Source organism: Streptomyces sp. NPDC026500 (assembly GCF_055567635.1).
Map to the genome: position 1 here is coordinate 160,653 of NZ_JBVHQB010000007.1, position 12,230 is coordinate 172,882.

Below are 12,230 nucleotides of genomic sequence, written 5' to 3' on the forward strand. Positions count from 1 at the left end.
GAAAGCGGTCCACAGATGCACTCCGTCGCCTCCGTTGTCACACTCGCCGTCGTCGGTGCCGGGGACCGGGGGACCGGCCACGCACGCTGGGCCCTCGACCATCCCGACCGGGCCAGGGTGGTGGCCGTGGCCGAACCCAGGGAGACCCGGCGGCGCCGGTTCGCCGCCGCCCACGCCCTGGAGCCGGGCGCCGCGGTGGACGACTGGCGGGTGCTGGCCGCCCGCGGCCGGATCGCGGACGCCGTGCTGATCTGCACGATGGACCGCGAACACCTGGAACCCGTACTGGAGTTCGCGGCCCTCGGCTACCACATCCTGCTGGAGAAGCCGATGGCCCTGACCGAGGGCGAGTGCCGGCGGATCGTCGACGCGGTGGAGAAGGCCGGGGTGACCCTCGCGGTCGGGCACGTCCTGCGCTACACCCGCTACACCCGCGCCGTGAAGGAGGTCGTGGACTCCGGCCGGATCGGGGAGATCCTCAATGTCCAGCACCTGGAACCCGTCGGCTTCTGGCACCAGGCCCACTCCTTCGTCCGCGGCAACTGGAGCCGTACGGACCGGGCGACGTCCATGCTCATGGCCAAGTCCTGCCACGACATCGACTGGTTGCAGTACATCCTCGGGCAACCCCCGGTCCGCGTATCCAGTTTCGGACGTCTCTCGCACTTCCGGCCCGAGAACAGGCCCGAGGGCGCCGCCGACCGCTGCCTGGACTGCGCGGTGGAGAACACCTGCCCCTACTCCGCCCGGCGCGAGTACGGCGACCGGCTCGCCCGCGGCGAACACCACTGGCCGCTGAGCGTGCTGGTCGACGACTTCACCCCCGAGGCGCTGGACACCGCCCTGCGCGAGGGCCCGTACGGGCGATGCGTGTACGCCTGCGACAACGACGTGGTCGACCACCAGGTGGTGTCGATGGAGTTCGCCTCCGGGGCCACCGCCACCTTCACCATGACCGCCTTCACCGAACAGGCCGACCGCCGGACGCGGATCTTCGGGACCCGCGGCGAACTGCGCGGCGACGGCGAGAGTCTGAGCGTCTACGACTTCCTGACCCGGACCGAGGAGGCCGTCGACCTCGCCGCCGCGGGTGCCATGGACGCAGGGGGCGGCCACGGCGGAGGCGACGCCGGTCTCATGGACGCGTTCGTCGCCGCCGTCGCGACCGGGAACCCCGATCTGGTGAAGTCCGGCCCGCGGGAGTCCCTCACCAGCCATCTCACCGTCCTGGCCGCCGAACGCGCCCGGCACGCCGGCACCGTGGAGGCCGTATAACCGCTGGACACGCGCCGCCCCGACCGCATAGGAATCGCAGCGGACACATACCGGGCGGCGAAGGGGTGCGGGGCGTTGGGTTTCCAGATGCAGGGGCCGGTTCTCGAAGGCGAGTTGGTGCGGCTGGAGCCGCTCGGTCACCGGCACACGGCCGACCTCGCCGAAGCCGCCGAGGAACACCGGGACTCCTACGCGTTCACCTGGGTGCCCCGGGCCGACGAGGTCGGGGACTACGTCGACGCGCAGCTCGCCCGCGCCGCGACGGGCATGCTCGCCCCCTACGCCCAGGTGTCCCTGGCCTCCGGACGGGCGGTCGGCGCCACGTCGTACTGGGAGCCGCGTTGCTGGCGCACGGACGACCGGCTCGACGCCGTCGAGGTCGGGTTCACCTGGCTCGCCTCCTCCGCGCAGGGCACGGGCCTGAACGCGGAGTCGAAGCTCCTGCTCTTCCGGCACGCCTTCGAGGAGTGGGGCGTCTCCCGCGTCGACCTGAAGACCGATGCCCGCAACTCCCGCTCCCGCGCCGCGATCGAGCGCACCGGCGCCCGCCTGGAAGGCGTCCTGCGCAACTGGTCCCGCTCCTGGGCGCCGGGCGAGGACGGTCTGCTGCGCGACTCCGCGATCTATTCGGTGACGGCGGCGGAATGGCCCGAGTGCCGGGACCGGCTGGCCGCGAGGGTACGCAGAGCGACCCTCGCGGCCACGGAGACCGTCCGCTAGGGCGACACCCCCGCCGGGGCGCTCGCCGGGCCGAGTGACGGGACGGCGGCGGTCACCGCCCGCGCTGGGTGGCGCGCCGGCCCGCCCGCTGGTCCCGGGGGTCGAAGAGGGACTCGGCGCGCTGGGGGTGCACGGGGCGCTCGGGGATGGCGGCCGTGGCGCGGCGCCGACGCGGGGTGGACCGGCTCCAGTCCCCGTCGCCCAGGACGAGCTGGGGGTCGAACATGACCACCACCCCGGCCAGGATCAGGAAGACGACCGGTCCGATGAGCATGGGCAGCAGGATCGAGGCCGGCGACGCGTCGCCGTACATCCCGGTGATGTACGACGCGTCGGTCGCGCCGCGCAGGTGCACCCCGAGGGCGGCCATGCCCGTGTAGTGCATGCCGGTCAGGGCGATACCCATGAGGAGACTGGCGCCGAGGGCGGCCGGGAAGCCCCGGTAGGCGGCGGCGGTCCACAGGGCGGCGGTCGCGGCGACGACGGCGATCAGTACGGAGGCCCCGACGGTGAGCGAGTCGTACTGGAGGGACCCGTTCAGCTGGAGCGCCGCCATGCCCAGGTAGTGCATGGCGGCCACGCCGAGCCCGGTGAAGATCCCCGCGGTGGTCAGGGTGGCGGTGGTGGCTCCGCGGTATCCCACGGCGAAGACGCCGACGCCGACCACCACGATCGCCACGACGAGACTGAGCGCCGTCAGACGGGCGTCGTAGTCGATCTGGATCCCCTGGATCCGGAAGCCGACCATCGCGACGAAGTGCATGGTCCAGATGCCGCAGCCGATGGTCGCCGCCCCGAGCGCCAGCCAACCGGGCTTCCACGACTGCCGGTTGTGCAGGGAACGGATGACGCAGCGCAGCCCCAGAGCGCTGCCCAGACAGGCGACGAGGTAGGAGACGACCGGAGTCACCCACCCGTATCCGAAGCCGTCCACGGTGCCTTGCATATATGCCAACTCCCCCTGAGAACAGGCTACTTGGGGGAGTACGGTCCCGCACTCAGGTTGCGCGAGCGGTCACGTATGGTAGGCATTTGAGTTAACTCTGTGATGCGGCTTCGCTCAGCGGGCGGACGAGCTGTTCACATCTTGGGATCGGCAGACGTCTCCCCGCGCCCTCTCGGACGTCCCTCCGCGCCCTCCCGGACGCCCGCCCGCGCCCGCCGGCGGGCGTCCCGGCCGCGTCACTCCGGGCCGACGCGCAGGTCCAGTCGCCAGTCCTGACCCACCAGATCCGCGCCGAAGGACCTGTGTGGTTTCTCGGCGACCAGGACGAAGCCGTGGCGCAGGTAGATGCGGCGAGCGGCGGCCAGGACGTCGTTGGTCCACAGGACGAGCTCGTGATAGCCGACGTCGCGCGCGAACTCGGTGACGGCTCCGACGAGACGGTCACCGATGCCGAGACCCCGCGTCTCCGGCTCGACCAGCAGCAGACGGAGACGGGCCGTGCCGGGAGCGTCGTCCCGTACGCACATCACGCATCCGACGGGCCGCCCGTCGAGCTCGGCGATCCACACCCGCTCCAGGTGGGGGTCGTGATCCTCGGCGAAGTCGGCGACGATTCTCGCGACCAGGCCCTCGTAGTCGGTGTTCCAGCCGTACTCGGCCGCGTACAGCGCCGCGTTGCGCTGCACGATCCAGCCGAGGTCGCCGGGGCCCGGTTCGCGCAGGACGACGTCCTCGCGGCGGGGCGCGGCCCGCCCGTCGCCCAGGAGCGTCCGCACCGTGCGCATCGCCTCCGCGAGCCGCGGCCGGTCGGCGGGGGCCACGGTCGCCAGCAGGGAACCCACGGTCTGGCGCGCCCGCTCGTCGAGCAGACCGGCGGCCTCCCGGCCGCGCGCGGTGAGCGTGATCCGCCGACGCCGGGGGTCCTTCTCGGACGCGGCGCGCTCGACCAGCCCGTCCTGCTCGAACTTGTTCAGAATCCGGCTCAAGTAGCCGGAATCCAGGGAGAGTTCGGTCCGGAGATCGGCGGCGTCCACCTGGGGCGTGTGCGCGAGTTCGTAGAGGACACGGGACTCGGTCAGCGTGTACGGCGCGTAGAGATGGCGGCCGTAGTCGAGCGCGCCGATGACGTTCGTGTAGAAGCGGTTGAAGGAGCGGATGTCCTGCACGGTCATGATCGGCCCCGGAGGTCGGCTCTGGATGGTCAAGGTGGCCTGTTCGGCCCGGATGGCTGACTCAGTCAGAGAAGCAACTCGCCCCGAGCATAGAACGCCCCACCGCGGGCTGCCACCCCCTCCGCGCACCCCCGTGCCCCCCGCCAACGCGCGCGGGATCCGGTTCCGGCCCACCACGCCGCCTACCTCCACCCAGGACCCCCTCCGCCCACCTCACGACCGACCCCACTCCCCACCCGCCCCTGGTACGCCGACCTCCGACGGTCCGCCCACCCTGGTCCGCCCGCCCCCATTGCGCCGACCCCTGCTGCGCCTCCCCCTGGTCCACCTGCCCCCGGTGCGCCCGCCCCGTTTGGCCCACCCCTGGTCCGCCCGCTCCACGGTGCGCCCACCCTGGTGAGCCTGCCTCTGGTGCGCCAACCCCCGCTCCACCCGCCCCCTGGTCCGCGCGCCCCTGGTGCGCCGCCCCCTGGTCCGCGCGCCCCTGGTGCGCCGACCCCTGGTCCGCGCGCCCCTGGTGCGCCGACCCCCGGCGCGCCTGCCCCTGTTGCGCCGACCCCCGGTGCGCCCACCCCTGGTCCGCCGACCCCTGGTCCGCGCGCCCCCGCTCCGCCCGGCCTCACCCACCCGCCCCGGTCCGGCCGACCCTCACCGCGCGGCCCGCCCGGCCCCCAGCCGGTTCCGGCCCACCGCGCCTGCGTTCCAGGAGCCCTGGGGTGCACGCCGGCCCGCAGGATGCCCAGCAAGCCCGGAGAGGCGCACGTCAGGTGCATCAGTCCGGGCGTCCAGGGAGGGGGGAGGCCAGTCCTGGGGTGCCCGGGAAAGGGTGGGTCGGCCCAGGGCGCCCCCGGGGAAAGGGACGTCAGCCCCGGGGAACCCCCGGGAAAAGGGAGGTCAGCCCCGGGGAACCCCGGTGGACCCCCGCACCATCAGTTCCCCCCGCGCCGTGGCGATCCCGCCCGGCGGCGGCTCCTCGCGGCCCATGGCGATCCGCCCGGCGCGGGCGCCCGCCTCGGAGAGCGGCAGCCGTACGGTCGTGAGCGCGGGCACGGCGTCGACGCTGAACGGCAGATCGTCGAAGCCCGCGACGGACACGTCGTCCGGGATGCGCAGCCCGGAGTCGCGCAGGGCCGCGCAGGCGCCCAGCGCCACGGTGTCGTTCGCCGCCACGACAGCCGTCAACGACGGGTCGCGGCGCAGGAGTTCGAGCGTCGCCTCGTAACCGGAGCGGCGGTCGTAGCGGCCGTGCACGGTGTGCCGCGGGTCATCCTCGATGCCGTGGGCGTCGAGCGCGGCGCGGTGGCCCTCCAGGCGGTGGCGGGTCGTCGTGCGTTCCTCGGGGCCCGCGATGTAGCCGAGCCGCCGGTGGCCGAGGCCGATCAGATGCTCGGTGAGCTGCTTGCCGCCGCCGCGGTTGTCGAAGGTCAGCGCGATCGCCTCGGACGTGTCCGGCGCGGGCGGCCTTCCGCACAGCACGACCCGGGTGCCCGCCTCCGTCAGCCTGCGCAGCTTCGCGGCGACGGCGGCGGCGTGGGCGGTGTCCTCTATGGCGCCGCCGGTGAGCACGACCGCGGCGGCGCGTTGGCGCTGAAGGAGCGTGAGATAGGTGAGCTCGCGCTCCGGGGAGCCGCCGGTGTTGCACACGACGCCGAGGCGCTCTCCGCCCGCGCGCCCCCCGGGACCGCCGATCTCCGACTGGATCGCCGCCGCCATGATCCCGAAGAAGGGGTCGGCGATGTCGTTGACCAGGATCCCGACGAGGTCGGAGGTCGCCGCGGCCAGCGAGCTCGCGGGCCCGTTCAGCACGTAGTCCAGCTCGTCCACCGCGCGCAGCACCCGCTCACGCGTGGAGGAGGCCACGGGATAGTTCCCGTTCAGTACGCGCGACACCGTCGCGGGAGAGACCTGCGCGCGGGCTGCCACGTCCGCCAGGGTCACCGTCATCTCGTCGTCCTCCGGTCGCGCGTCGCGTCGTACCACTTCGTACGTCTCGTACGTCGTCGTGCCTGGTCATGCCTCGGCGTACGGCGTCGAACACCGAGTCGAAGGCCGAGTACGCCGCTTCCTGTGGGCAGGGTCCGTGCAGACCATACGGCCAACGGCCCGAGTTGTTCGCTCCCTCGAACAACTCGACTTCGCGGTGGTCTTGTCCGGACCGCTGCACAGAGGCTAGCTTCTCAGGGATAGAAAGCGCTTGCTGCCACGCTCACCTGTGAGCGCGCTCGGCGCCTGACGCGTACGAAGGGAATGACGTGACACGCAAGACGGTGCGGATCGCCATGAACGGCGTGACGGGACGCATGGGTTACCGCCAGCACCTGGTCCGCTCGATCCTCGCCCTGCGCGACCAGGGCGGCCTCGACCTCGGCGACGGCACCGTGCTGTGGCCCGAGCCCGTACTCGTCGGCCGCCGCGAGCATGCCGTGAAGGCGCTCGCCGAGCGGCACGGCCTCGACCACTGGTCGACGGACCTGGACGCGGTGCTCGCCGATCCGTCCGTCGACCTCTACTTCGATGCCCAGGTGACCTCCGCCCGTGAGGAGGCCCTCCGGAAGGCCGTCGCCGCGGGCAAGCACATCTACACGGAGAAGCCGACCGCCACGGGCCTCGACGGGGCGCTCGAACTGGCCCGCCTCGCGAACGCCGCCGGCATCAAGCACGGCGTCGTGCAGGACAAGCTCTTCCTCCCCGGCCTGCTCAAGCTGAAGCGGCTCGTCGACGGCGGCTTCTTCGGGCGGATCCTGTCCGTCCGCGGGGAGTTCGGCTACTGGGTCTTCGAGGGCGACTGGCAGCAGGCCCAGCGGCCCTCGTGGAACTACCGCGCCGAGGACGGCGGCGGCATCGTCGTCGACATGTTCCCGCACTGGGAGTACGTCCTGCACGAGCTGTTCGGCCGCGTCACCTCCGTGCAGGCGCTCACCGCCACCCACATCCCGCAGCGCTGGGACGAGCGGGACAAGCCGTACGACGCCACGGCCGACGACGCTGCCTACGGCATGTTCGAGCTGGAGGGCGGCGTGGTCGCCCAGATCAACTCCTCCTGGGCGGTGCGCGTCAACCGCGACGAACTGGTCGAGTTCCAGGTCGACGGCACGGAGGGATCGGCCGTCGCCGGGCTGCGCAACTGCCGTGTCCAGCACCGCAGTTCCACCCCCAAGCCGGTCTGGAATCCGGACATCCCGGCTACCTATTCCTTCCGCGACCAGTGGCAGGAGGTCCCCGACAACGCCGAGTTCGACAACGGGTTCAAGGCCCAGTGGGAGCTGTTCCTGCGGCACGTCTACGCCGACGCCCCCTACCGCTGGGACCTCCTCGCGGGCGCCCGCGGTGTCCAACTCGCCGAGCTGGGCCTGAAATCCTCGGCCGAGGGCCGCCGCCTCGACGTACCGGAGATCTCGCTGTGACCATCCGACTCCCGGGCGCCGACGGCCGGTTGAGAACCTACGAGCCGCGCACCGATCCCCTCGCCCTCCTCCCCGCGGGCGAGCCCTTCACCTCCCGTACGGTCTTCTCGGCCGCGCATGTCGTCGCCGACCCGTACGCGGACGTCTCGCCCGACTCGCCCGCCGCCGTCGACTGGGACGCCACGCTCGCCTTCCGGCGCCATCTGTGGTCGCACGGCCTCGGTGTCGCCGAGGCGATGGACACCGCCCAGCGGGGGATGGGCCTGGACTGGCCCGGGGCGGCCGAACTCGTGCGCCGGTCCTCCGCGGAGGCCAGGGCCGTCGGTGGCAGGATCGCCTGCGGTGTCGGCACCGACCAGCTCACGGCGCCCGCGACACTCCACGAGGTGCGGGCCGCTTACGAGGAACAGCTCGCCTTCGTCGAGGAGTCGGGCGCGCAGGCGATCCTGATGGCCTCCCGCGGGCTCGCCGCGACGGCGGCCGGGCCCGAGGACTACCTCGACGTCTACGGCCATCTCCTGCGCCAGGCTGCCGACCCGGTGATCCTGCACTGGCTGGGCCCGATGTTCGACCCGGCCCTGGAGGGCTACTGGGGTTCCGGCGACCTGGACGCGGCGACGGAGGTGTTCCTGGAGGTGATCGCCGCCCACCCCGACAAGGTGGAGGGCGTCAAGGTCTCCCTGCTGGACGCCCGCCGCGAGGTCGAACTGCGCCGCCGCCTCCCGGACGGCGTCCGCTGCTACACCGGCGACGACTTCAACTACCCCGAGCTGATCGCGGGCGACGAACGGGGCTTCAGTCACGCGCTGCTCGGCATCTTCGACCCGCTCGGTCCCCTGGCCGCCCGGGCCGTAAGAGTCCTGGACACCGGAGACGTCAAAGGCTTCCGCGAACTCCTCGACCCCACCGTCGAGTTGTCCCGCCACCTCTTCCAGCCCCCGACCCGCTTCTACAAGACGGGCGTCGTCCTGCTGGCCTGGCTCGCGGGCCACCAGGAGCACTTCGCGATGGTGGGCGGCCTCCAGTCGGCGCGCTCGCTGCCGCACCTCGCGCGCGCCTACGAACTGGCCGACGGACTGGGCCTGTTCCCGGACCCCGAACGCGCCGAGACCCGGATGAAGACCTTGCTCGCCCTGTACGGAGTGATGACCTCATGAGCAGCCTCGCCCGCTTCTCCGTCAACCAGATGACGGTCAAGCAGTTGTCGATGCCCGAACTGGTCCAAGCCTGCCTGGAGACGGGCGTCCCGGGTGTCGGTCTCTGGCGCGAGCCCGTGCGGTCGTACGGCCTCGACGCCACCGCGAAACTCGTCCACGACGCGGGCCTGGCCGTCACCACCCTCTGCCGGGGCGGCTTCCTCACCGCGATCGACCCGGGGGAGCGACAGCGCGCCCTGGACGACAACAGGGCGGCCGTCGACGAGGCCGCGACCCTGGGCACCGACACCCTCGTCCTGGTCTCCGGCGGCCTGCCGCCCGGCTCGAAGGACCTGCACGGCGCCCGTGAGCGCATCGCCGACGCGCTCGGCGAACTGGGCCCGTACGCGGCCTCCCGCGGCGTACGGCTGGCCGTCGAACCGCTCCATCCCATGTACGCCGCCGACCGCTGCGTGGTCTCCACGCTCGCCCAGGCGCTGGACCTCGCGGAACGCTTCCCCGCGGACCAGGTGGGAGTCACCGTCGACACGTACCACCTCTGGTGGGACGACACCGCCCCCGCCCAGATCGCCCGCGCGGGGGCCGGGGGCCGCATCCACACCTTCCAGCTCGCCGACTGGACCACCCCGCTTCCCGAAGGCGTCCTCAACGGCCGCGGCCAGCTCGGCGACGGCTCGGTCGACCTCCGCGCGTGGCGGAGCCTCGTCGAGGCGGCGGGGTACACCGGACCCATCGAGGTCGAACTCTTCAACGACGCGCTGTGGGCCCGGGACGGACGCGAGGTGCTGGCCGAGACGGCGGCACGGTTCCTGGAGCACGCCGGACAGTGCCCCGAAGTGCCGTCGGACCAGCAGTGATTCCGTACGGCCGCGGTCGGCCGAAAAAATCTTCAGAAGTCCGTGCAACCCTTTCCCGACCTCGCGGGTCGTACGTGGCATCAGGACCTTTGGAGGGGGATCCGGGGGGATCGCGGGGGTTCTGATACGGAGGGGAAAGCCGAGGGGCCCGGTCGACGGACCGGGCCCCTCGAAGTTTTCCGCGGGCCCCGACCGGGTGAGTTGTCCCCAGCGCCGGAGCGCTGTCGGAGGCGGGCGGTACCGTCGGATCATGTCCAATCAGGCGGGGGCCGCCCAGACGAGCGAGCGGCGACTGGCCACGCTGGAAGGCGTGCTCGAACGCATCACCTACGCCAACGAGGAGAACGGATACACGGTCGCCCGGGTCGACACCGGCCGCGGCGCCGGCGATCTGCTCACCGTCGTCGGCTCGCTTCTCGGCGCCCAGGTCGGCGAGTCCCTGCGCATGGAGGGCCGCTGGGGCTCCCACCCGCAGTACGGCAAGCAGTTCACCGTGGAGAACTACACGACGGTGCTCCCGGCCACCGTCCAGGGCATCCGCCGCTATCTCGGATCCGGCCTGGTCAAGGGCATCGGCCCGGTCTTCGCCGACCGCATCACCCAGCACTTCGGACTGGACACCCTGCGGATCATCGAGGAGGAGCCCAAGCGGCTCATCGAGGTCCCGGGACTCGGCCCCAAGCGCACGGGGCGGATCGCCGACGCCTGGGAGGAGCAGAAGGCGATCAAGGAGGTCATGCTCTTCCTCCAGACCGTCGAGGTGTCCACCTCCATCGCGGTCCGCATCTACAAGAAGTACGGCGACGCGTCGATCTCGGTCGTGAAGAACCAGCCCTACCGCCTGGCGTCCGACGTATGGGGCATCGGCTTCCTCACCGCCGACAAGATCGCCCAGTCCGTCGGCATCCCGCACGACAGCCCGGAGCGCGTCAAGGCCGGCCTTCAGTACGCCCTGTCGCAGTCCACCGACCAGGGCCACTGCTACCTCCCCGAGGAGCGGCTGATCGCGGACGCCGTGAAGCTGCTCCAGGTCGACACCGGCCTGGTCATCGAGTGCCTGGCCGAGCTGGCGGCCCCCGCGGAAGAGGGCGAGGATCCCGGTGTCGTACGGGAGAGGGTTCCGGGCCCCGAAGGCGGCGACCCGGTGACGGCCGTCTACCTGGTGCCCTTCCACCGCGCCGAACTCTCGCTCTCCGCACAGTTGCTGCGCCTGCTGCGCACCGACCGGGACCGGATGCCCGGCTTCCACGACGTGGTCTGGGACAAGGCACTGGCCTGGCTGAAGGGGCGTACGGGCGCGGAGCTGGCCCCCGAGCAGGAGGCGGCGGTCCGGCTCGCGCTCACCGAGAAGGTCGCCGTGCTCACCGGAGGCCCGGGCTGCGGCAAGTCGTTCACGGTCCGCTCGATCGTGGAGCTGGCCCGCGCCAAGGGGGCCAAGGTGGTTCTCGCCGCGCCCACCGGCCGTGCCGCCAAGCGTCTCGCCGAGCTGACCGGAGCCGAGGCCTCCACGGTGCACCGGCTCCTGGAGCTCAAGCCGGGCGGCGACGCGGCCTATGACAAGGATCGCCCGCTGGACGCCGACCTGGTCGTGGTGGACGAGGCCTCCATGCTCGACCTGCTGCTCGCCAACAAGCTGGTCAAGGCGGTGCCCCCGGGGGCCCACCTGCTCTTCGTCGGCGATGTCGACCAGCTGCCGAGCGTCGGCGCGGGCGAGGTGCTGCGCGATCTGCTCGCCGACCGCGGCCCGGTCCCGGCGGTGCGCCTCACCAAGGTCTTCCGCCAGGCCCAGCAGTCCGGGGTGGTGACCAACGCGCACCGGATCAACTCCGGGCAGCACCCGGTCACCGACGGCATGAAGGACTTCTTCCTGTTCGTCGAGGACGACACCGAGGAGGCCGGGCGGCTCACCGTCGACGTGGCGGCCCGGCGGATTCCGGCCAAGTTCGGTCTCGACCCCCGCCGGGACATCCAGGTCCTCGCTCCCATGCACCGGGGCCCGGCCGGCGCGGGTCACCTGAACGGACTGCTCCAGCAGGCCATCACCCCCGGCCGCCCGGACCTCGCCGAGAAGCGGCTCGGCGGTCGTGTCTTCCGGGTCGGCGACAAGGTCACCCAGATCCGCAACAACTACGACAAGGGCGAGAACGGCGTCTTCAACGGCACCGTGGGCGTCGTCACCTCCCTCGATCCGGTCGAACAGCGCCTGACGGTGCGCACGGACGAGGACGAGGAGGTGCCGTACGAGTTCGACGAACTCGACGAGCTCGCCCACGCCTACGCGGTGACCATCCATCGCTCCCAGGGCAGCGAGTACCCGGCGGTGGTGATCCCCGTGACCACGGGCGCCTGGATGATGCTTCAGCGCAATCTGCTCTACACGGCGGTCACCCGGGCCAAGAAGCTGGTCGTCCTCGTCGGTTCGCGCAAGGCGATAGGCCAGGCGGTGCGTACGGTGTCAGCGGGACGCCGGTGCACGGCCCTGGACTTCCGGCTGTCCGGCTCGTGAACCACCGCCTCCTCGCGAGGCGAACCGGCCCGTTCGAGCGCTGAACGGGGCCTTTCGGGCACGAGACGCGGTCCATCACAAAAAATGATCGATCAAACGAGTCATGAAGGTCACAGAGCACTTCCAGTTGCGCGACGAGCGGGGCAGGATGAGCAGGTTGGCGGCACTGAGTGCCGCCGATAGGCCCAATGGT

9 protein-coding genes are annotated in these 12,230 nt (G+C 71.8%); 6 read left to right on the top strand and 3 right to left on the bottom strand.

All coding sequences use genetic code 11. The annotated features are described in order from the left end of the window. The first annotated feature begins 15 nt into the window (after positions 1-15). Entirely contained in the window at positions 16-1,275 is a 1,260-nt protein-coding gene (locus tag ACZ4N5_RS15205) for a Gfo/Idh/MocA family protein (RefSeq protein ID WP_467757548.1), read from the top strand. 87 nt (positions 1,276-1,362) lie between these two features. Beyond that, entirely contained in the window at positions 1,363-1,995 is a 633-nt protein-coding gene (locus ACZ4N5_RS15210; RefSeq protein ID WP_467757549.1) for a GNAT family N-acetyltransferase, read from the top strand. A gap of 52 nt (positions 1,996-2,047) precedes the next feature. Here ACZ4N5_RS15210 and ACZ4N5_RS15215 read toward each other — a convergent pair whose 3' ends face one another. The 3 genes from ACZ4N5_RS15215 to ACZ4N5_RS15225 form a co-directional block, all read right to left on the bottom strand. Then, positions 2,048-2,941 carry an MHYT domain-containing protein gene (locus ACZ4N5_RS15215; RefSeq protein ID WP_467757550.1) on the bottom strand — a complete coding sequence of 298 codons (894 nt, stop codon included), beginning with the start codon at positions 2,939-2,941 and terminating at the stop codon, positions 2,048-2,050. Between the two features lie 236 nt (positions 2,942-3,177). Continuing rightward, positions 3,178-4,113 carry a bifunctional helix-turn-helix transcriptional regulator/GNAT family N-acetyltransferase gene (locus ACZ4N5_RS15220; RefSeq protein WP_467757551.1) on the bottom strand — a complete coding sequence of 312 codons (936 nt, stop codon included), beginning with the start codon at positions 4,111-4,113 and terminating at the stop codon, positions 3,178-3,180. An 894-nt stretch (positions 4,114-5,007) separates the two neighbouring features. Beyond that, entirely contained in the window at positions 5,008-6,057 is a 1,050-nt protein-coding gene (locus tag ACZ4N5_RS15225; protein ID WP_467757552.1) for a LacI family DNA-binding transcriptional regulator, read from the bottom strand. Positions 6,058-6,365: 308 nt separating this feature from the next. Here ACZ4N5_RS15225 and ACZ4N5_RS15230 point away from each other — a divergent pair, with 308 nt between their 5' ends. The 4 genes from ACZ4N5_RS15230 (at position 6,366) to recD2 (ending at position 12,037) form a co-directional block, all read left to right on the top strand. Further along, a complete protein-coding gene (locus tag ACZ4N5_RS15230; RefSeq protein WP_467757553.1) occupies positions 6,366-7,517 on the top strand; it encodes a Gfo/Idh/MocA family protein in 1,152 nt (383 codons plus the stop codon). Then, positions 7,514-8,674, top strand: a complete 1,161-nt coding sequence (locus tag ACZ4N5_RS15235) for a dihydrodipicolinate synthase family protein (protein WP_467757554.1) — start codon at positions 7,514-7,516, stop codon at positions 8,672-8,674. Before ACZ4N5_RS15230 ends, ACZ4N5_RS15235 begins: the two co-directional genes overlap by 4 nt. Next, the gene (locus ACZ4N5_RS15240) at positions 8,671-9,531 is read left to right on the top strand and encodes a sugar phosphate isomerase/epimerase family protein (protein ID WP_467757555.1); all 861 of its coding nucleotides are present in this window, start codon (positions 8,671-8,673) and stop codon (positions 9,529-9,531) included. The genes ACZ4N5_RS15235 and ACZ4N5_RS15240 overlap by 4 nt, the downstream gene beginning before the upstream one ends. Positions 9,532-9,781: 250 nt before the next feature. Beyond that, on the top strand, positions 9,782-12,037 hold the full coding sequence (gene recD2, locus ACZ4N5_RS15245; RefSeq protein WP_467757556.1) for an SF1B family DNA helicase RecD2: 2,256 nt from the start codon (positions 9,782-9,784) through the stop codon (positions 12,035-12,037). Positions 12,038-12,230: the final 193 nt, after the last annotated feature.

What these genes read in the sequence shown, in the direction of transcription:
- ACZ4N5_RS15220 (WP_467757551.1), bottom strand. Translation starts at nt 4,113, where the DNA reads ATGACCGTGCAGGACATCCGCTCCTTCAACCGCTTCTACACGAACGTC.
- ACZ4N5_RS15240 (WP_467757555.1), top strand. Translation starts at nt 8,671, where the DNA reads ATGAGCAGCCTCGCCCGCTTCTCCGTCAACCAGATGACGGTCAAGCAG.
- ACZ4N5_RS15225 (WP_467757552.1), bottom strand. Translation starts at nt 6,057, where the DNA reads ATGACGGTGACCCTGGCGGACGTGGCAGCCCGCGCGCAGGTCTCTCCC.
- ACZ4N5_RS15205 (WP_467757548.1), top strand. Translation starts at nt 16, where the DNA reads ATGCACTCCGTCGCCTCCGTTGTCACACTCGCCGTCGTCGGTGCCGGG.
- ACZ4N5_RS15210 (WP_467757549.1), top strand. Translation starts at nt 1,363, where the DNA reads ATGCAGGGGCCGGTTCTCGAAGGCGAGTTGGTGCGGCTGGAGCCGCTC.
- recD2 (WP_467757556.1), top strand. Translation starts at nt 9,782, where the DNA reads ATGTCCAATCAGGCGGGGGCCGCCCAGACGAGCGAGCGGCGACTGGCC.
- ACZ4N5_RS15215 (WP_467757550.1), bottom strand. Translation starts at nt 2,941, where the DNA reads ATGCAAGGCACCGTGGACGGCTTCGGATACGGGTGGGTGACTCCGGTC.